The organism is Xanthomonas sp. JAI131, from assembly GCF_013410075.1.
GTDB lineage: Bacteria > Pseudomonadota > Gammaproteobacteria > Xanthomonadales > Xanthomonadaceae > Xanthomonas_A > Xanthomonas_A bonasiae.
This window is the reverse complement of record NZ_JACCCN010000006.1, coordinates 39,832-58,701: the sequence shown is the minus strand read 5'-3', so window position 1 is coordinate 58,701 and position 18,870 is coordinate 39,832. Positions and strand designations below refer to the sequence as shown.

General features: G+C 69.3%; 15 protein-coding genes and 1 pseudogene. 9 read left to right on the top strand and 7 right to left on the bottom strand.

Going from position 1 to position 18,870, the window contains the following annotated elements:
- Positions 1–13: 13 nt before the first annotated feature.
- On the bottom strand, positions 14–223 hold the full coding sequence (locus HDC36_RS21645) for a hypothetical protein (RefSeq protein ID WP_179570893.1): 210 nt from the start codon (positions 221–223) through the stop codon (positions 14–16).
- Between the two features lie 52 nt (positions 224–275).
- Here HDC36_RS21645 and HDC36_RS21640 point away from each other — a divergent pair, with 52 nt between their 5' ends.
- From HDC36_RS21640 to HDC36_RS21625, 4 genes are all read left to right on the top strand, one after another.
- Positions 276–1,133 carry a PA4780 family RIO1-like protein kinase gene (locus HDC36_RS21640; protein ID WP_179570936.1) on the top strand — a complete coding sequence of 286 codons (858 nt, stop codon included), beginning with the start codon at positions 276–278 and terminating at the stop codon, positions 1,131–1,133.
- 649 nt (positions 1,134–1,782) lie between these two features.
- A complete protein-coding gene (locus HDC36_RS21635; RefSeq protein ID WP_241093151.1) occupies positions 1,783–2,904 on the top strand; it encodes an efflux RND transporter periplasmic adaptor subunit in 1,122 nt (373 codons plus the stop codon).
- 9 nt (positions 2,905–2,913) lie between these two features.
- Entirely contained in the window at positions 2,914–6,042 is a 3,129-nt protein-coding gene (locus tag HDC36_RS21630) for an efflux RND transporter permease subunit (RefSeq protein WP_179570934.1), read from the top strand.
- The gene (locus HDC36_RS21625; RefSeq protein WP_179570933.1) at positions 6,039–7,481 is read left to right on the top strand and encodes an efflux transporter outer membrane subunit; all 1,443 of its coding nucleotides are present in this window, start codon (positions 6,039–6,041) and stop codon (positions 7,479–7,481) included. The genes HDC36_RS21630 and HDC36_RS21625 overlap by 4 nt, the downstream gene beginning before the upstream one ends.
- A gap of 153 nt (positions 7,482–7,634) precedes the next feature.
- Here the strand turns inward: HDC36_RS21625 and HDC36_RS21620 are convergent, their stop codons facing one another.
- Positions 7,635–9,041 (bottom strand): EAL domain-containing protein, encoded by a 1,407-nt coding sequence (locus HDC36_RS21620; RefSeq protein ID WP_179570932.1) that lies wholly within the window; start codon positions 9,039–9,041, stop codon positions 7,635–7,637.
- A gap of 184 nt (positions 9,042–9,225) precedes the next feature.
- Between HDC36_RS21620 and HDC36_RS21615 the strand changes: the two are divergent.
- Positions 9,226–9,381 (top strand): annotated as a pseudogene (locus HDC36_RS21615) (transporter); the annotation flags it as partial.
- Between the two features lie 405 nt (positions 9,382–9,786).
- Complete coding sequence (locus tag HDC36_RS21610; protein WP_179570931.1) at positions 9,787–10,179, top strand: hypothetical protein; 393 nt, start codon at positions 9,787–9,789, stop codon at positions 10,177–10,179.
- 126 nt (positions 10,180–10,305) lie between these two features.
- Here the strand turns inward: HDC36_RS21610 and mnmG are convergent, their stop codons facing one another.
- Together mnmG and HDC36_RS21600 are read right to left on the bottom strand one after the other, a co-directional pair.
- The gene (mnmG, locus tag HDC36_RS21605; protein ID WP_179570930.1) at positions 10,306–12,195 is read right to left on the bottom strand and encodes a tRNA uridine-5-carboxymethylaminomethyl(34) synthesis enzyme MnmG; all 1,890 of its coding nucleotides are present in this window, start codon (positions 12,193–12,195) and stop codon (positions 10,306–10,308) included.
- A gap of 500 nt (positions 12,196–12,695) precedes the next feature.
- Positions 12,696–13,250, bottom strand: a complete 555-nt coding sequence (locus HDC36_RS21600) for a hypothetical protein (RefSeq protein ID WP_179570929.1) — start codon at positions 13,248–13,250, stop codon at positions 12,696–12,698.
- A 165-nt stretch (positions 13,251–13,415) separates the two neighbouring features.
- On the opposite strand from HDC36_RS21600, the gene HDC36_RS21595 reads away from it, so the two are divergent.
- Genes HDC36_RS21595 through HDC36_RS21585 form a run of 3 tightly spaced genes read left to right on the top strand, consistent with a single transcriptional unit; the run spans position 13,416 to position 15,457 of the window.
- On the top strand, positions 13,416–14,375 hold the full coding sequence (locus tag HDC36_RS21595; RefSeq protein WP_179570928.1) for a pyridoxal-phosphate dependent enzyme: 960 nt from the start codon (positions 13,416–13,418) through the stop codon (positions 14,373–14,375).
- Positions 14,360–14,977, top strand: a complete 618-nt coding sequence (locus HDC36_RS21590; RefSeq protein WP_179570927.1) for a YdcF family protein — start codon at positions 14,360–14,362, stop codon at positions 14,975–14,977. The genes HDC36_RS21595 and HDC36_RS21590 overlap by 16 nt, the downstream gene beginning before the upstream one ends.
- Before the next feature lie 51 nt (positions 14,978–15,028).
- Complete coding sequence (locus HDC36_RS21585) at positions 15,029–15,457, top strand: ketosteroid isomerase-related protein (RefSeq protein ID WP_179570926.1); 429 nt, start codon at positions 15,029–15,031, stop codon at positions 15,455–15,457.
- Positions 15,458–15,644: 187 nt separating this feature from the next.
- Here HDC36_RS21585 and bioC read toward each other — a convergent pair whose 3' ends face one another.
- The 3 genes from bioC to HDC36_RS21570 form a co-directional block, all read right to left on the bottom strand.
- Positions 15,645–16,535, bottom strand: coding sequence for a malonyl-ACP O-methyltransferase BioC (bioC, locus tag HDC36_RS21580; protein ID WP_179570925.1), 891 nt, complete (start codon positions 16,533–16,535; stop codon positions 15,645–15,647).
- A gap of 401 nt (positions 16,536–16,936) precedes the next feature.
- Positions 16,937–17,719, bottom strand: a complete 783-nt coding sequence (locus HDC36_RS21575; RefSeq protein ID WP_179571200.1) for an SDR family oxidoreductase — start codon at positions 17,717–17,719, stop codon at positions 16,937–16,939.
- A gap of 332 nt (positions 17,720–18,051) precedes the next feature.
- Positions 18,052–18,537 carry a hypothetical protein gene (locus HDC36_RS21570; protein ID WP_179570924.1) on the bottom strand — a complete coding sequence of 162 codons (486 nt, stop codon included), beginning with the start codon at positions 18,535–18,537 and terminating at the stop codon, positions 18,052–18,054.
- Between the last annotated feature and the right edge of the window lie 333 nt (positions 18,538–18,870).

Below are 18,870 nucleotides of genomic sequence, written 5' to 3'. Positions count from 1 at the left end.
CCGGAGGCGCTTGCTACTTCTTCTTTTCTTTCTTGGCCGCGCGCTTTTCCTTCAGCGTCTTGGTCGGCTGCTTCTTGTCGCTCTTCTTCTGATCCATGCCCTTGCTCATGACACCCTCTGGACGATTGCACTGTGGATTGCCGACTGCGGCCGCCGTGGCGGCGATCGCGGGTGCCACTTTACTCCGCTGGCGGCCGGCCATGCCGCAGTTGTCGACCGGCATGCACGCAAGGTTGGGCCATAATCGTGTTTTCCCCCAAGGTGCCCCGCGTCCGATGAAAACCCCCCAGGGCCTGCAGCCGCTGATCGAGGATGGCGTCATCGACAGCGTGCTGCGCCCGCTCAAGAGTGGCAAGGAGGCCGCCGTGTACGTGGTCCAGGCCGGCGCCGAGGTGCTGTGCGCCAAGGTCTACAAGGACATGGCGCAGCGCAGCTTCCAGGCGCGCGTGCAGTACCAGGAGGGCCGCAAGGTGCGCGGCAGCCGCCAGGCGCGGGCGATGGGCAAGGCGACCAAGTTCGGCCGCCGCGAGCAGGAAGCCGCGTGGAAGGACACCGAGGCCAACACCCTGTACCAGCTGGTGGACGCCGGCGTGCACGTGCCGCAGCCGCGCGGCTACTTCCACGGCGTGCTGCTGATGGACCTGGTCACCGACGCCGACGGGCAGAGCGCGCCGCGGCTGGGCGAAGTGGAGCTGGAGCCGGAGCAGGCGCGTGCGTTCCACATGCAATTGATCGGCGACGTGGTGAAGATGCTGTGCCTGGGCCTGGTGCACGGCGACCTGTCCGAATACAACGTGCTGGTCGCCGCCGAGGGCCCGGTGGTGATCGACTTCCCGCAGGTGGTCAGCGCCGCCGGCAACAACGCCGCGCGCGACATGCTGCTGCGCGACGTGCACAACCTGCGCGACTGCCTCGGCCGCTTCGCCCCGGAGCTCAACGAAACCCATTACGGCGAAGAGATGTGGGCGCTGTACGAGAAGGGCGAACTGCGCCCGGACAGCGCGCTCAGCGGCCGCTTCGTCTTCGACACCCGCCGCGCCGACGTGCGCGCGGTGCGCGACTCGATCGAGGACGCGCGGCAGGAAGCGATCATCCGCCAGCAGGGCCGCGAGGCCGCGGCGGACGAGGACTGAGTCGCGCGGCAGCGCGTCCTGCACGACGCGCTGCCGAAAAACATCCCTCGCTGCTGCGCCGATCGCCGCAGCGCGCCGCCGATCGCATCGGTGGCTCCTTCACTGTCGCGTCCCTGTCATTTCCGCATCGCCATGCGTGTTCGCCAGGGCGTGTCATCGATTCTCCGGCAGGTTGCGTTGGCGCTGACAGATACAAGCCGCACGCCTGCTCTTGCGCGCGCTGGCGTGTCGCCCCAGCTCACTTCTTCCATCTTTCCTTTCCATGCACGCGCAAGGTGGTGCGTGTTGCTCGGGATCGAGGGTGCGTCTTGGTATCGGCAGCGAATGGCGCTGCCATCGGCGAGCGCAACAGCGCGCCCGGCAACGGGTTGGAAACGTGCCGCACACGCGACGCGGCGACCGGAATATCCGTATCCCGATGCGATACCAACGTATCGCCCGCAATACGAATCTTTCGTCAATCTTTCTGCGCGCACGCGCAAGTTGTAGTGGCAGCTGACTGCGGTTTTCGTGCGGATATATCGCGGGAATACATTTCGTGTAGCGTTGCGCGCTTCGATCTTCCCACCCCCACGATTTGACCCTCATGCTCGACGCTTTCGCCGCGCCTCGTTGTTTCATTCTCTGTGGTTCCGTCGTCGCGCTCGCGATGGCGGCGGGGTGTTCGTCCGCGCCGCAACCGCCACCGCCGATCAAGGTCGGCACGCTCGCGCTGACCCCGCACAGCTTGCCGGTGGAGCAGTCGCTGCCCGGGCGCACCGTGGCCTACGAAGTCTCCGACGTGCGACCGCAGGTCAACGGTCTGCTGCGGCAACGGCTGTTCACCGAAGGCCAGGAAGTCCAGGCCGGGCAGGTGCTGTACCAGATCGATCCTGCGCCGTACCAGGCCGCCTACGACACGGCGCGCGGGCAGCTCGCGCAGGCCCAGGCCGCCGTGGTCGCGGCGCGTCCCAAGGCCGCGCGCTACCGCACCCTGGTCGAACAGGACGCGGCCAGCAAACAGGACGCCGACGACGCGCAGGCCGCCTTGCAGGAAGCCGAAGCCAACGTGGTGGCGGCGCAGGCGTCGTTGCAGGCGGCGCGCATCAATCTCGACTACACCCGGGTGACGGCGCCGATCTCCGGCACCATCGGCAGCTCGGCCTATACCGCCGGCGCGCTGGTGACCGCGCAGCAGGATGCGGCGCTGGCCAAGATCCAGCGGCTGGACCCGATCTACCTGGATGTGAGCCAGTCCAGCACGCAGATGCTGGCCTTGCGCGAGCGGCTCGATGCCGGCCAGATCAAGGCGGCCGACGGCAAGATCTCGGTGCGGGTACGCCTGGAGGACGGCAGCTTCTATCCGCATCCGGGCACGCTGGAGTTCGTCGGCACCTCGGTCGATCCCGGCACCGGCGGGGTCACCCTGCGCGTGGTCGTGCCCAATCCGCAGCATCTGCTGCTGCCCGGCATGTACCTGCGCGCGCTGTTGCCGTTGGCCAGCGACCCGAACGCGATCCTGGTGCCGCAGCAGGCGGTGACCCGCGATGCCAAGGGCGATCCGCTGGTGAAGCTGCTCGGCGCGCACAACCGGGTCGAGGAGCGCCGCATCCGCACCGGCGACGCGGTCGGCCACGACTGGGTGGTGCAGGCCGGACTCAAGCCGGGCGAACGGCTGATCGTGGTCAACGGCAGCCGCGCCGAGATCGGCAAACCGGTCGTGCCGTATGCGGTCAGCGCCGCGCAGCTCGAGGCCGCGCCCGCGGTGCCGGGCGACGCCCAGGCCGACTGAGGAGCTGCCATGTCGCGTTTCTTCGTCAACCACCCGGTGGTGGCCTGGGTCATGGCCATCGTCGTCGTCCTGGTCGGCATGCTGGCCATCCACGCGCTGCCGATCGAGCGCTATCCGCAGATGGCGCCGCCGACCATCACCGTGCGCGCCACCTACACCGGCGCCTCGGCGCAGACCGTGGAGAACACGGTCACCCAGCTGATCGAGCAGTCGCAGCAGAGCCTGGACCATCTGCTGTACATGACCTCGACCAGCGCCTCGGACGGGACCGCGCAGGTCAACCTGGTGTTCGAGACCGGCACCAATGCCGACACCGCGCAGGTGCAGGTGCAGAACCAGCTGCAGTCGGTGATGTCGGTGCTGCCGCAGGACGTGCAGCAGAACGGCATCGTCATCACCAAGTCCAGCGGCTCGCTGTTCGAGGTGGTGGCGTTCACCTCCGACGACGGCAGCATGGACAACTTCGATGTCGCCAACTACATGGAATCGAACATCGACGACCAGATCAGCCGCGTCAGCGGCGTGGGCAACATCCAGCCGATGGGCTCGGAGTACGCCATGCGCATCTGGCTGGATCCGGAGAAGCTGCGCAAGTACGCGCTGATGCCCTCGGACGTGGAGAACGCGCTGCAGGCGCAGAACACCGACGTGTCGGCCGGCGAGATCGGCGGCCAGCCGGCGCCGCGCGGGCAGCGCCTGGATGCGACCGTGACCACGCGCAGCCGCCTGCACACGCCGGCGCAGTTCGGCGCGATCGTGCTCAAGAGCGGTCCCGGCGGCGCGGCGGTGCACCTGTCCGACGTGGCCAGGATCGGCCTGGGTCCGGAAACCTACGACAGCATCACCCGCTTCAACGGCAAGCCGTCGGCCTCGCTCGGCATCGAATTGAACGCCGACGCCAACGCGGTGGAAACGTCCAGGGCGATCGACGCGCGCCTGCAGGAGCTCAAGCAGTACTGGCCGCACGGCTACACCTACCACATCGCCTTCAGCACCACGCCGTTCGTGACCACCTCGATCAAGGAAGTGGTCATCACCCTGATCGAGGCGGTGCTGCTGGTGGTGGCGGTGATGTACCTGTTCCTGCAGAACTGGCGCGCCACGCTGGTCCCGACCATCGCGGTGCCGGTGGTGCTGATGGGCACCTTCGGCGTGCTGGCCGCGTTCGGCTACTCGATCAACACCCTGACCATGTTCGCGATGGTGCTGGCGATCGGCCTGCTGGTGGACGACGCCATCGTGGTGGTGGAGAACGTGGAGCGGGTCATGAGCCAGGAAGGACTGCCGCCGAAGGAGGCGACGCTGCGCTCGATGCAGCAGATCGGCGGCGCGCTGGTCGGCATCGTGCTGGTGCTGACCGCGGTGTTCGTGCCGATGGCCTTCTTCAACGGCGTCACCGGGGTCATCTACCGGCAGTTCTCGATCACCATCGCCGCCTCGATGATCCTGTCGGTGCTGGTGGCGATGAGCCTGACCCCGGCGCTGTGCGTGACCATTCTCAAGCCGCTGCACCAGGGCGAGGAACCGATCGGTTCGCACGGCCGCCTCGGCCGGTTCTTCGCCTGGTTCAACACGCGCTTCCGTGCGCTGTCCGAGCGCTACCGTGCGCTGGTCGAGCGGGTGCTGGGCCGGCGCGCGCTGGGCCTGCTCGCCTACGCGCTGCTGCTGGGCGTCACCGGCGTGCTGCTGTGGCGCCTGCCCGGCGCGTTCCTGCCCGACGAGGACGAGGGCATGCTCAACGTGCTGGTCAAGCTGCCGGCCGGCTCCACCCTGGAGCAGACCCTGGCGGTGACCGACCGCCTGACCAAGGCCGCGCTGCACGAGCCGGGCGTGCGCTCGGTGCTGTCCTCGGCCGGCTTCAGCGTGACCGGCGCCGGCCAGAACGTCGGCATGGCCTTCGTCCGCCTCAAGGACTGGGACGACCGCGAGGACGACGCCGACACCATCGCCGCGCATCTCAACAAGGCGCTGGCCGACGTGCCCGACGCGGAGCTGTTCGTGACCTCGCCGCCGGCCATCAGCGGGCTCGGCGACGCCTCCGGCTTCACCTTCGAACTGATGGACTACGAAGGCGCCGGCCACGCCGCCCTGGTGAACGCGCGCGACAAGCTGCTGCGCCTGGCCGGGCACGACCCCAAGCTGCGCGACGTGCGCTACGCCAGCCTGGAGGACGCGCCGGTCTATGCGGTCAAGATCGACGACGACAAGGCGCAGGCACAGGGCGTGGACCCGGGCGACATCAACGCCACGCTCAACAGCGCGCTCGGCGGCGACTTCGTCAACAACTTCATCTACAAGGGCCGCATCAAGAAGGTGTTCGTGCAGGGCGACGCCGAGGCGCGCATGGCGCCGCAGGATCTGCAGCGCTGGACGGTGCGCAACGCCAGCGGCGACATGGTGCCGATGTCCGCCTTCACCACCTCGCACTGGACCAGCGCGCCGGCCGCGCTGGAGCGCTACAACGGCGTGTCGGCGATGGAACTCACCGGCCAGGCGGTGGCGGGCGTCAGCTCCGGCGCGGCGATGGACGCGATGGCCGCACTGAGCAAGCAGCTGCCGCACGGCTTCGGCTATGCGTGGTCGGACATGGCCTACCAGGAGAAGCTGTCGGCCAACCAGGCGCCGGCGCTGTACGCGATCTCGCTGCTGTTCGTGTTCCTGTGCCTGGTGGCGCTGTACGAAAGCTGGACGGTCCCGTTCGCGGTGATGCTGGCGGTGCCGGTGGGCGTGTTCGGCGCGGCGCTGTTGATGACCGTGCGCGGCCTGCAGAACGACGTGTACTTCCAGGTCGGCCTGCTGACCACGGTCGGCCTGGCGGCCAAGAACGGCATCCTGATCGTCGAGTTCGCGCGCGAGCTGGAGCAGCGCGGCGAAAGCCTGCTGGCGGCCACCCTGCACGCGGTGCAGATGCGCCTGCGGCCGATCCTGATGACCTCGCTGGCGTTCCTGCTCGGCGTGCTGCCGCTGGTGTTCAGTCACGGTGCCGGCTCGGCCGCGCGCCATTCGCTGGGCACCGGCGTGACCGGCGGCACGCTGGCCTCGATCACCCTGGGCCTGTTCTTCGTGCCCTTGTTCTACGTCATCGTGCGCAGCGTGTTCCCCGGCAGCAAGCATCCGCCGCTGGAGGCCACGCCATGAGCGCATGGTCGTCCCGCCTGCTGGCCGCAACGTGCTGCGCGGCGCTGGCCGCGTGCAGCATGGCCCCGCACTACGCGCGCCCGGCGCCGCCGGTGCCGCTGCAGTTCGATGCCGCGGGCAGCGCCCCGCCTGCGGCCGGCGCCACGCTGGCGATGCCGGACTGGCGCGAGGTGTTCCTCGATCCGCGCCTGCGCCAGGTCATCGCCCTGGGCCTGGACAACAACCGCGACCTGCGCGTGGCCATGCTCGACATCGACAAGGCGCGCGCGCAGTACCGGATCCAGCGCGCCGCGCTGGCGCCTTCGCTGGATGCCAATGCCAGCAACAGCCGCCAGCGGACCAGCGCCAGCGCCAGCGACACCGGGCAGGCGCAGATCGGCAGCAGCGACACGCTGCAGGTCGGCATCAGCAGTTGGGAACTGGACCTGTTCGGCCGCGTGCGCAGCCTGAAGGACGAGGCCCTGGAAACCTGGCTGGCCAGTGCCGAAACGCAACGCAGCGTGCGCCTGAGCCTGATCGGCCAGATCGCCGACGACTGGCTCGCGGTCGGTGCCGACCGGCAACTGCTGGCCCTGGCGCAGCAGACCCTGGACAGCCAGGAGCAGACGCTCAGGCGCAGCCGCGCCCAGCACGACAACGGGATCGGCTCCGGGCTGGACCTGGCGCAGATCCAGAGCAGCGTGGAAGCGGCCCGCGTCGATGTGGCGCGCGATGCCACCCAGCTCGTCCAGGCCCGCGATGCCTTGCAACTGGTGGTCGGCGCGCCGGTGGACGCCGCGTTGCTGGCCGGGCCCGATGCGTTCGACGGCAGCGTGGCCCTGGCTCCGCTGCCGGCGGGACTGGATGCCACGGTGCTGCTGCAGCGTCCCGACGTGCTCGCCGCCGAGCATGCGCTGAAGGCGGCCAATGCCGACATCGGTGCCGCCCGTGCGGCGTTCTTCCCGACCGTCTCGCTGACCGCCTCCACCGGCCGCAGCAGCGACGCGCTGTCCACGCTGTTCGCGGCGGGCTCGCGGACCTGGTCGTTCGTGCCCAGCATCGCGCTGCCGATCTTCCACGCCGGCGCGCTGAAGGCTTCCTTGGACGTATCGAAGATCGGCAAGAACATCGCCGTGGCGCAATACGAAAAGGCCATCCAGAGCGCCTTCAGCGACGTCGCCGATGCGCTGGCGCAGCGCGACCACCTCGCGGCGCAGCTGAGCGCGCAACAGGCGCTGGTGGACGCGGTGCGACGCAGCCACACGCTGGCCGAGGCGCGCTACCGCGCCGGCGTGGACGACTACCTGCAGGTGCTGGACGCGCAGCGTTCGCTGTACGCCGCACAGCAGGATCTGATCGCCCTGCGCCTGCAGGACGACAGCAACCGGGTCGCGCTGTACACCGTGCTGGGCGGCGGCGCGGATGCGAGCGCGACAGCCTCTGCCGCGGCGAGCCGCTGAGCGCGGGGACGCGCAGGTTCGAGTCAGCCCACGCGGATGCACGATGTGGGAGCGACTTCCGTTGCGACGGGCGTTGCCGGGAAGGCCGTCGCGACTGAAGTCGCTCCCACAGACGCGTAGCGCGCTGACGGCAGCGCAGGCTTGCGCAGCTTGCTACTCGCGGAATGGACCGCGGTCGGCATCCCCGTGGGAAACGCCCGGTGGCGAAACCAGCGTGCCCAGATGGGCCTGCGCAAACGTATCCGCGGCGACCGGGCGGCCGAACAGATAGCCCTGGTACGCCGTGCATCCCATCTCGCCCAGCCATGCATGCTGCTGCTCCGTCTCCACGCCTTCGGCGACCGTGGAGATACCCAGGATGCCCGCGATCTCGATGATCTTGCGCACCAGCTCGCGTTGGTTGCCGTCTGCGGTCATTCCGCGGACGAACGACCGGTCGATCTTCAGTTCGTCCAGCGGCAGCGCCTGCAGCAGCGACAGCGAAGAGAAACCCGTGCCGAAGTCGTCGAGCGACCACGATATCCCGTCCTCGCGCAGCGCGTTCATCCTCGCGGTGACCAAGGGCAGGTCGCTCGCCAGCGCCGACTCGGTGATCTCGAAACGGAGTCTGTTCGCCGGAGCGCCGATCCGGCCCACCACGCCGCGCACGTCTTCGACGAAGCTCGCCGACACCAGTTGCAAGGGGCTGACGTTGACCGACAGCACCAGATCCGCGGTGCCGGGATGCCGCGACCAGGCTTTCAGCTGCAGGCAGGCCTGTTCCAGCACCCACATGCCGATCTGATGGATCAGCCCGGTACTTTCGGCCAGGGGGATGAACTCGGCCGGCGGCTGCAATCCATAGCCCGGTCGATTCCAGCGCAGCAGCACTTCCGCGCCGACCAGCCGTCCGCGCGCCGACACCTGCGGCTGCAGGTGGGCGCACAACTCCTCATGCGCGAGCGCGCGGACCAGCGCCGCATGCTGGTCCAGCCGCACCTTGATGTCCTCGCTGAAGATGGCCAACACCCCGGCGGTCAGGATCATCGCGGTCGCGGTGTTCAGGCCATGGCCGATCCGGCGGATCTCCTCCGGCATCAGCCTCAGCGCAACGCCGAGGCTGCCAGGGATGATGGCCAGCGCGATCAGCAACGCAAAGCACAACGCCGGGAATGCCCAGCGCAGGTAGACCCCTTCGCTGCGGAACAGGAAAAAGGCGGCTGCACCGATCGGCAGAAGGAACAGATGCGTCGATCGCGCCGCCGCCGCGGTCGGCGTATCGGCCAGGCTGGCGAACACCGTCATGATCAGCAGCAGATGCGCGATGGCGACGAGGGAAACGCGATCGAGCCTGCGCGACATGTACAGGCAGGCCGTGCCCATCAGCATCACCGAAAAGAGAACGAGCGCCAGTGCGCTCATGCCATGCGTGATGTAGTACGCCGTCCATGCCAGGCCGTGCGCCATGCAGGCGAGCCCGCCGAACCGCAGCAGGCGTTGGACCCGCGGCCACTGCGCCTGGTCGGGGAGGTTGCGCGCCACCCAGTCGTCGCCGCCAGCCCCCAAGCCGGTTTTTTTCACATGTATCCCGTTCTTCTGCGCATCGTCATGTGATCTGCGTCGGCTCGGTCGGCACCTGCACACGCCCTTCAATAGCGAAAGTCCCGCGTGGACAAGGTGACGAAGAAGCAGGCCGGTTGCAAGGCAGGAATGCGGCAGCGGCTCCACGCGATCCGGGCTGCGCGCTGCGATGCTGCGGCCGGGGAGTGGGGCGCGCCACCGCGCCGGCGTGGACGAGGACCTGCAGGTGCTGGACGCACGGCGGTCGCCGTACGCCGCACAGCAGGCGCTGATCGCCCTGTGCCTGCAGGACGACAGCAACCGGGTCGCGCTGTACACCGTGCCGGGCGGCGGCGCGGATGCGACGGCGGCGGCTCCGCCGCACTGCGCCAATGACGGCAGCACGCCCCATGATGCCAGCCAGCCCGCGCATGGGGCCTTCTGGCGTGTAGCGCGAGACCAGCGAACGCGCTCGGTCGCCTGCGCGTTGCGCACTCTGCTGCCGTTCTGCATGGGTCCGGCGGCCGTGTTCGGCGCGAACGCACGCGTCCAAGTCGCGCTACCGCATCGAAGCATCACCAAATGTTGTGGTGGCGCAGTGCGTGTCCCATAGCGCTTGGGGTGATCGCCAAGTGCCCGATTTACAGCGGAAACTTCATGTGTTTACTCATGTGTGCAATGCAAAAATTCCATGGATAGACTCGGATTCCAGGGCAACGAAGCCTGTGCCGTTTCGGTGCGGTGTGCCCTGGAGTCGAGGCAAGTTATGAAGACGGAAGAGAGTTCGTACGAAACGCTGGTCGATCTGGTACACGATCTGCAAGCAGTCCAGGACGACGCATTGGAGTTGCTGGATAAGGCAACGGCCATTAACAACGAAAGCATCCGGCGGAACAATCTGGACGCCGACGAGTATGAAGAACTGCCGCTCGGCGAAGAGACTGCCATGCTGCGGAGCAATGTGTTGAATCCGATGCCTGAGGAAATCGCTTGCGTCGAGAAGGCGATCAAGGCGCTCGAAGCCGGAGCTATCAGCGAAGAACAGGCCGCCGCGATCGCGGTGGATGCTGCTGAAACGCTCAAGACGGCGGAAGCGACGCTCGAGGAAGTCGAACAGAGCATCTCGCGCCATGAAGACGATGGCGAGGACGAGGAGTAAAAATAAAAGCTAAAGCTTCACCGCCTGCAGCAGGCGATACCCCGTCAGGAGCCATTGCGCTCATCAATTTGCGGCTGCCGGCCTAGCCCGGCAACCGCTGCACTGCATCCTGCACGCCGCCGCCGCTTACGCCACCCGGCTGCGCCGCGCGCGCTCCAGGTGCACCAGCAGCAGCGAGATCGCCGCCGGGGTCATGCCGGGAATGCGCTGCGCCTGGCCCACGGTCTGCGGGCGCACGCGCTGCAGCTTCTGCTGCACCTCGGCCGACAGCCCGCGCACCTGCGCGTAGTCGAACGCCTCGGCGATCGGCGTGTCCTCGTGGCGCTGCTGGCGCGCGATCTCGTCGCGCTGGCGGTCCAGGTAGCCGGCGTACTTGATGCCGATCTCGACCTGCTCGGCGACTTGCGCGTCGTCCACGCCCGGGCCCAGCGACGGCACCCGCATCAGCGCGGCGTAGTCCAGTTCCGGGCGCTTGATCAGGTCGAGCACGGTGGTCTCGCGGCTGACCGCCACGCCCAGCGTCGCGGCGACCTCGCGGCCCAGCGCATTGCCGGGCGTGGCCCACAGCACGCGCAGCCGCTCGTTCTCCCGCGCCACCGCCTCCTGCTTGGCCCGGAAGCGCGCCCAGCGCGCCTCGCCGACCAGGCCCAGGTCGTGGCCGATGCCGGTCAGGCGCGCATCGGCGTTGTCCTCGCGCAGCTGCAGCCGGTATTCGGCGCGGCTGGTGAACATGCGGTACGGCTCGGTGGTGCCGTGGGTGATCAGGTCGTCGATCAGCACGCCGATGTAGGCCTGGTCGCGGCGCGGCGTCCACGGCTCCAGCCCGCGCACCTGGCGCGCGGCGTTGAGCCCGGCGATCAGGCCCTGCGCGGCGGCTTCCTCGTAGCCGGTGGTGCCGTTGATCTGGCCGGCGAAGAACAGCCCAGGCATCGCCTTGGTCTCCAGCGAGGCCTTCAGCCCGCGCGGGTCGAAGAAGTCGTATTCGATCGCGTAGCCGGGACGGGTGATGTGCGCGCGCTCGAAGCCGCGGATCGAGCGCACCAGCTCCAGCTGCACGTCGAACGGCAGCGAGGTGGAGATGCCGTTGGGATAGATCTCGGCCACGTCCAGGCCTTCCGGCTCGACGAAGATCTGGTGGCTGGCCTTCTCGGCGAAGCGCACCACCTTGTCCTCGATCGACGGGCAGTAGCGCGGGCCGATGCCCTCGATCTGGCCGGTGTACAGCGGCGAGCGGTCCAGCGCGCCGCGGATGATGTCATGGGTGCGCTCGGTGGTATGGGTGATCCAGCACGAGACCTGGCGCGGATGCTGGGCGAGCTCGCCCATGAACGACATCACCGGCAGCGGATCGTCGCCGGGCTGCTCCTCCATCGCCGCGTAGTCCAGGCTGCGCCCGTCGATGCGCGGCGGGGTACCGGTCTTGAGCCGGTCCACGCCGAAGCGGCCGTCGCGCAGCGTCTGCGCCAGCGCGGTGGCCGGCGGGTCGCCGGCGCGGCCGCCGGCGTACTGGGTCTGGCCGATGTGGATCTTGCCGGCCAGGAAGGTACCGGCGGTCAGCACCACCGCCGCCGCCTCGAAGCGCAGGCCGGTCTGGGTGACGGCGCCGCGCACGCGCTCGCCCTCCACGATCAGCGCGTCCACCGCAGCCTGGAACAGGGTCAGGTCGGGCTGCGCCTCGACCAGGCGCCGGACCGCGCCGCGATACAGGTTGCGGTCGGCCTGGCAGCGGGTGGCGCGCACCGCCGGACCCTTGGAGGCATTGAGCGTGCGCCACTGGATGCCGGCCAGGTCGGCGGCATGCGCCATCGCCCCGCCCAGCGCATCGATCTCCTTGACCAGATGGCCCTTGCCGATGCCGCCGATGGCCGGGTTGCAGCTCATCGCGCCCACCGTCTCCACGTTGTGGGTCAGCAGCAGGGTGCGCGCGCCAGCGCGCGCGGAGGCCAGCGCCGCTTCGGTGCCGGCATGGCCGCCGCCGATCACGATGACGTCGTAGCGGTAGAAGGAATCGCTCATCGGCTATTCGTCCGCCCGGTCGCGCGGACCGGGATGGGGGCGTGCGCGGGACGGCGCGCGCCGGAAAACGGAATTTTTGGAGTTCGCATCACAGTTTACGGATTCGGCCCTAAAGTTGGCACGTAGTCTGCAGATATCCCTACTGCACCCAACGTGGCATTGCGTCAGGGGCGTACGACTGGAATTGGAACAGGGGCCAGTCACGCGCACGTTGGGGGAGCTGGGGGCCGGTAGTCGGGGGACTGCCGGCCCTTTTTTATGCCTGCGATTCGGGTCCGATGCCAGCAACCGCAAGGCCCGAACGCGAAAAGCCCCGGCGAACCGGGGCTTTTCGTTTTAGGCGCCGACGCCCGACAGGGCCGGAACAGGGGGGATCCAGATTTCCCTGTCGGACATCGACATAGACGGTGGGGCGATCGCTTCGGGTCATAAAGCGACGCAGGCGGTCACCCCGTACGACGTAGAGTGCGTCTTGTGCCCGCGTGAAATCAAGCCTTTTCTTAGGGCTCTAGTGTGCGCTTCGTCCCATTGCTACGACCCAGATTGCCAGGCCGGGGCGCGGCCGGACGCGGCTGGGCGGCCGGCCGCGGCGCGCTGGCCGGACGTGGCTGCATCGACTGCGGACGCGGCTGCATCGCCTGGGGGCGTGGGCCGGCGTTGGCGGCATCGGGACGGCGCAGCCGGTCCAGGTCGCGCCACGGCGACTTGACCCGGCCGCCGCCACCGCCGATGACCGGCGGCGGACGGTCCGGCGGGCGGCCGTTGTCGTCGGGCCGCGGGCGCGGCGGCGGACGGTGCCGCGGCGGACCGTAGTAGTCGCGGTAGTAGTAAGGGCCGCCGTAGCCGTAGTAGCCATAGCCGTAATAGCCGGCGCCATAGCCATAGGGCACGGCACCGTAAGGCGCGTAGTAGCCGTCGGAGTAGCCGTCCGGATAGCGGTATTCGACCGAGGGGGCGCCGCGGTAATAGCCGCCACCGCTGTCGGCGTAGTCGTAGGTGGCGCAGCCGCTCAGCGTGGCCAGCAATCCAGCGGCCAAGATCAGGCGCATGTTCATGGCGAATCCTCTCCCTGAGGCTGACCGACAGGTTCGGCGTGTTGCATTGAATGCCCCCTTAACCCGCTTCGTCGTTGATTGAACGCTTAAGTCGCGTGCAACGGCTGCATTGCCTTGGCAGCCCGCGACACCGCGAACTTGGGACGATACGCTAACCTTTCACGCATGTTCTCATCTTCACTGCCCGTTTTCGCGGATGTGACCGCCGCCGCCGCGCGGATCGCGCCGCATGCCCAGGTGACGCCGGTCCTGCGCTCGCGGGCGCTGGACGCGTCGACCGGCGCGACGCTGTTCTTCAAGGCCGAGCACCTGCAGCGCAGCGGCGCGTTCAAGTTCCGCGGCGCCTGCAATGCGGTGTGGGCGCTGAGCGAGGCCCAGGCCGCGCGCGGCGTGGTCACCCATTCCTCGGGCAACCACGGTGCGGCCCTGGCGCAGGCCGCGCGTAGCCGCGGCATCGGCTGCCACGTGGTGGTGCCGGAGGGCGCGGTGGCGGCCAAGCTGGCCAACATCGCCCGCGACGGCGCCACCCTGTGGCGCTGCGAAGCCGGCATCGCCGCGCGCGAGGCGATGTGCGCGCAGGTGCAGCAGCAGACCGGCGCGACCCTGGTGCATCCGTATACCGATCCGGCGGTGATCGCCGGCCAGGGCACCGCGACCCTGGAATTGCTCGGCGCCAGCGGCCCGCTCGACCTGCTGGTGGTGCCGGTCGGCGGCGGCGGCCTGGCCGCCGGCAGCCGCCTGGCGCTGTCGGCGCTGGCGCCGCAGGCACGCCTGCTGCTGGCCGAGCCGGCCGGCGCCGCCGACACCGCGTGCTCGCTGGCGGCCGGCGCGCTGCGCGTGGACTTCGTTCCGGACACGGTCTGCGACGGCCTGCGCGGCACCCTCGGCGCGCCCAACTTCGCGCTGCTGCATGGCCAGGCCGAGACGATCGTGGTCGAGGACGCCGCCACCGTGGCGGCGATGCGGCTGCTGTGGCAGGTGCTCAAGCAGGTGGTGGAACCCTCGTCGGCGATCGCGCTGGCGGCGGTGCTGGCGCAGCCCGAGCGCTTCGCCGGGCGCCGGGTCGGGCTGATCCTGTCCGGCGGCAACGTCGACCTCGACACCCTGCCGTGGGGCGCGGCTTGAAGCCGCGGCGACGGCGCGGCTGGCTGGGCTGGCTCGGTCGGCTGGCCGCGGTGCTGGGCCTGTGGCTGCTGGGCGTGGCGATCTACATCGTCTGGGTCGGCGACCGCGACCAGGCGGCGCCGGCCGACGCGATCATCGTGCTCGGCGCGGCCGCCTACGACGCCAAGCCCTCGCCGGTGTTCGAGGAACGCATCCGCCACGGCCTGGACCTGTACCAGCGCGGCTATGCGCCGACCCTGATCTTCACCGGCGGCTTCGGCGGCAACGGCGCGCGTTTCGCCGAATCGCAGGTGGCGCGCCGCTACGCGCTGCGCCACGACGTGCCGGCCGACGCGATCTTGATCGAGACCGTCTCGCGCACCACCCGCCAGAACCTGCTCGAGGCGCGCGGGTTGATGCGCAGCCACGGCCTGCACCGGGCGATCGTCGTCAGCGATCCGCTGCACATGGCGCGGGCGCTGCGGCTGTGCCGCGAGCTGCAGATCGACGCGCTGGCGTCCTCGACCCCGAGCACCCGCTTCCGCAGCTTCCAGACCCGCTGGCGCTTCCTGCTGCAGGAGGTCTACTTCTTTCACCGCGACCTGCTGGTGCCGGGCGCCTGAGCGGGCCCGGCCGCCGTATCATGGGCGCCCGCATGGCATGAGGTGGTGGCGATGAAGATCGACGGAACCCGCGAGCAGGACCGCGCCATCGAACTGGTGCTGTCCTATTACGACGCGTTCAACCGCGGCGACTGGGCGGCGATGCTCGACAAGCTGACCGACGACGTGGCGCACGACCTCAACCAGGGCGCGCGCGAGACCGGCAAGGACACCTTCGCCGCGTTCCTGCAGCGGATGAACGCCAGCTACCGCGAACAGCTGCGCGACATCGTGGTGCTGGGCGGGCAGGACGGCCGCCGCGCCGCCGCCGAGTACGTGGTGCACGGCGAATACCATCACACCGACGAAGGCCTGCCGCCGGCGCGCGGGCAGACCTACGTGCTGCCGGGCGGGGCGTTCTTCGACATCCGCGACGGCAAGATCGCCCGGGTCAGCAATTACTACAACCTGCAGGACTGGATCGACCAGGTGTCGGCCTGAGCGCTGTCCAGCGCAGTCGGGTGTGCCGCGCTGGAACTGCGGCGGTGTAGGAGCGGCTTCAGCCGCGACAGGCGTTACCGGTAATGCCTGTCGCGGCTGAAGCCGCTCCTACAGGTAGTGCATCCGGTTCTGGGCTCTTACGATTCCCGATTCCCGATTCCCGATTCCCGGAGCGAAGCGCGTCGCCTCAATCGCCGCGGCGGCGGATCGGGATCGCCGACACCGGCACCGCGGCGATCTCGCTGCCGCCCTCGCGGATCGGCGCGCCCGGCGGCGGCGCCCAGGCGTGCGCATAGATCACTTCCCAACTGCTCGGCAGCGTGCCGTCGGCGTTGCGCAGCGGCTCGTAGGCGGCGCTGGCGGCGGCGAAACGGCCGCGTCCGGTCAGCGTATGGCGGCGCGCGTGCAGCGCGTTGGTCGCGCCGATCGCGCGCAATTCGCGCATCAGCGCGGCCAGGTCGGGATAGGTGAGGGTGAACAGGTCGCGGTCCAGCACCGGGTCGCGGAAGCCGGACAGCATCAGCGCATCGCCGAACTGCGCGATCGGCGCGAAGCGGCTCACGTGCGGCGCCTCGCGGTCGGCGTGCGCGAACGCCTCGCGCAGTTCCACCAGCGTGTCCGGGCCGAAGCTGGAGCACAGCAGCAGGCCGCCGGGTTTGAGCACGCGGCGGAAACCGGCGAACACCGCCGGCAGGTCCTCGACCCACTGCAGGCACAGGTTGCTGAAGATCACATCCACGCTGTGCTCGGCCAGCGGCAGCGCGCGCGCGTCGGCGCAGACGCGGCCGAACGGCTTCCACCAGCCGGCCTGGCGCTTGGCCTGCTGCAGCATCGGCAGCGCCTGGTCGAGCGCGATCACCTGCGCGCGCGGCCAGCGCTTCTTCATCGTCGCCGCGGCGTGCGCGGGGCCGCTGCCCACGTCCAGCACCACCTGCGGCACGCGGTCGCCGAGATAGTCCAGCGATTCCAGCAGGCGCTTCTCGACCTCGTGCTGCAGGGCGGCGGCGGCATCGTAGCTGGCGGCCGCGCGCGAGAACGCGCGGCGGATGTGGTTGGCATCGAACGAAGAAGGATCCATCGGCGCATTATCGCCGGCCGCGGCGCGCAGCGGCCAGCGAAAAGCCGGGAATGGGGAATCGGGAGTGGGGAATCGAAACGGCTGCGGCGGCGAGGCGGTCGCCTGGCTTGCCCATTCCCGTCGCTCCATTCCTCAATTCCCATCGCCATCGCGCATCAGTCCGAAGCGCATCAGCGGACACCGCGCGGACCGCACGCAGCCATTCACTCCGTCTCGAACCCTGTCCCTTTCCAGGATGGGCCGCGCACCGGGCAACAGGGTCTGCCCACTGACGCAATGGCCTGTGCATTGCACGCAGGCGCGCAGGCCGCACCGAACGCATCCGCACTACAAACGTCAAACACCGGAAGCCACCGCGCGCAGTCCCCCATCCCCACTCCCGAATCCCCACTCCCGGTTCTTCAGAACGTCCCCGGATAGGCCCCGCCATCGAGCAACAGGTTCTGCCCGCTGAGGTAGCCGGCCTGCGCGCTGCACAGGAATGCGCAGGCCGCGCCGAATTCTTCGGCGGTGCCGAAGCGCCCGGCCGGGATCTGCTGGCGTTTCTGCGCCGCCACTGTCTCCACGTCGGTGCCGCTGCGCTGCGCAGCATGGGCGAAGTTGCCGCGCAGCCGGTCGGTGTCGAACTGGCCGGGCAGCAGATTGTTGATGGTGACGTTGTGCGCGACGGTGCGCCGCGCCAGCCCGGCGACGAAGCCGGTCAGGCCGGCGCGCGCGCCGTTGGACAGGCCTAGGCTGTCGATCGGCGCCTTCACCGCTGCCGAGGTGATGTTGACGATGCGGCCGAAGCCGCGCGCCTGCATCGCATCGACGGTGGCGCGGATCAGCGCGATCGGCGCCAGCATGTTGGCGTCCAGCGCGCGCAGCCAGTCCTCGCGCTCCCAGTCGCGGAAGTCGCCCGGCGGCGGTCCGCCGGCGTTGTTGACCAGGATGTCGACCTGCGGGCATGCCGCCAGTGCGGCGGCGCGTCCGGCCTCGGTGGCGATATCGGCGGCCACCGCGATCACCGCGCCGGCGCCGGGCAGCGCGCGCAGGCCGTCCGCCGCCGCATCCAGTGCGGCCTGGCCGCGCGCCACGATCACCACGTTGACGCCTTCGCCGGCCAGCGCCCGCGCGCACCCCAGGCCCAGGCCCTTGCTCGCGGCGCAGACCAGCGCCCATCTGCCGGCGATGCCCAGATCCATGCGTTCGCTCCGCTCGTCGAAACCGCGATGATCGTCCATCGCCGTCGCGGCGGCCAGCCACGCGCCGCCGCGACGGTTGTTGGCGTGCGTTGTGCGGGCGCCCAGAGAACGATCCACGAGCGCGATGCCGCGAGCCGTTTTGCGAACGCCAGTATTCGCACGCAGATGCGGCAACGCGAGGCGGGGTCTCCGGTCGGGTGCTGCAGGCTGCCGATCCGGTGGAGCGGCTCTTGGCGGACTCGGGCAATCGAACGCCGAGGATCATCGGCCTGGTGAGGACCTTGCCCTGGCCCCGCATCGGGTGGCGACACTGAGGGCCCGGTCGCGGTCGTTCATTCCGGACGGCTCTCCGTGATCCGCTGCGCCAGAGCGGCGTAGTAGGCGGCAGACGCCTGGTTTCCCTCTTGGCGCAAGCGCGCGGCGGTTTCGAGCGCAGCCGCTCGCGCTTGCGCGAACACGCGGTCGTCCTCGTTTGGCCGGAGGCCGTCGCTGCTCACGACACGCAAGGCCGCATCGAAGCGAACGGCTACCATCAATCCCCCCTCGTGCAGCATGAGCAGGCCCTCGGCCGGGCGGCCCTCCTGCATCCGTCCCGCGAAGAAGGCATACGGCTCGGCGGTCCCGGCCCTGACTATGCCGAGGCCATCGGCGGCTCCATGTCGGCAACCGCCGAGCCATCGGGCGGGGGCGGCGTCCAGGTCCGCGGGCGCCTCGAACCGGCAAGGCGCTGCCGGAGGCGACGACATGGCGGGCATGCTGGCGCTTGCCGCGACCAGGAGCCCGAACATCCTGAGCATTCTGCCGAGCATCGATACCATCGTGTCGCTCTCCTGTTGCCGGAAATCTCAGGCCGCGTTCCGCCTCGTTGTCCTGTGTCGGCATCGCGTTGCCGCCTTTGATCATGACATGCGCGGTGTTCCAAACCGCCTGCGGATCTGCATGCGCTCGGGCGCGCGGTCGCAGTGGATAGTGCACGCAACGGCGGGTGTCTTGATGCACTGGAGTGCGGATGCTTCGCTGGCGCAGCGCCTGGCGACGCTGAATCCGCGTTCGGCTGCGCATCGGCGGCGCCTTGGGGAGGTTTGCCGTGCAGATCCAGCGTCTCTGCGCGCCGGGGTCGGGGAGCCGCGGCTACGCGGGGTCCCGATGGC

Bases quoted from the DNA above. Each gene is read 5' to 3' on its own strand.
- HDC36_RS21570 (WP_179570924.1), bottom strand. From the start codon at position 18,537: ATGGTATCGATGCTCGGCAGAATGCTCAGGATGTTCGGGCTCCTGGTC.
- HDC36_RS21585 (WP_179570926.1), top strand. From the start codon at position 15,029: ATGAAGATCGACGGAACCCGCGAGCAGGACCGCGCCATCGAACTGGTG.
- HDC36_RS21600 (WP_179570929.1), bottom strand. From the start codon at position 13,250: ATGAACATGCGCCTGATCTTGGCCGCTGGATTGCTGGCCACGCTGAGC.
- HDC36_RS21640 (WP_179570936.1), top strand. From the start codon at position 276: ATGAAAACCCCCCAGGGCCTGCAGCCGCTGATCGAGGATGGCGTCATC.
- HDC36_RS21595 (WP_179570928.1), top strand. From the start codon at position 13,416: ATGTTCTCATCTTCACTGCCCGTTTTCGCGGATGTGACCGCCGCCGCC.
- mnmG (WP_179570930.1), bottom strand. From the start codon at position 12,195: ATGAGCGATTCCTTCTACCGCTACGACGTCATCGTGATCGGCGGCGGC.
- HDC36_RS21635 (WP_241093151.1), top strand. From the start codon at position 1,783: ATGGCGGCGGGGTGTTCGTCCGCGCCGCAACCGCCACCGCCGATCAAG.
- HDC36_RS21610 (WP_179570931.1), top strand. From the start codon at position 9,787: ATGAAGACGGAAGAGAGTTCGTACGAAACGCTGGTCGATCTGGTACAC.
- HDC36_RS21630 (WP_179570934.1), top strand. From the start codon at position 2,914: ATGTCGCGTTTCTTCGTCAACCACCCGGTGGTGGCCTGGGTCATGGCC.
- HDC36_RS21645 (WP_179570893.1), bottom strand. From the start codon at position 223: ATGCCGGTCGACAACTGCGGCATGGCCGGCCGCCAGCGGAGTAAAGTG.
- bioC (WP_179570925.1), bottom strand. From the start codon at position 16,535: ATGGATCCTTCTTCGTTCGATGCCAACCACATCCGCCGCGCGTTCTCG.
- HDC36_RS21575 (WP_179571200.1), bottom strand. From the start codon at position 17,719: ATGGATCTGGGCATCGCCGGCAGATGGGCGCTGGTCTGCGCCGCGAGC.
- HDC36_RS21625 (WP_179570933.1), top strand. From the start codon at position 6,039: ATGAGCGCATGGTCGTCCCGCCTGCTGGCCGCAACGTGCTGCGCGGCG.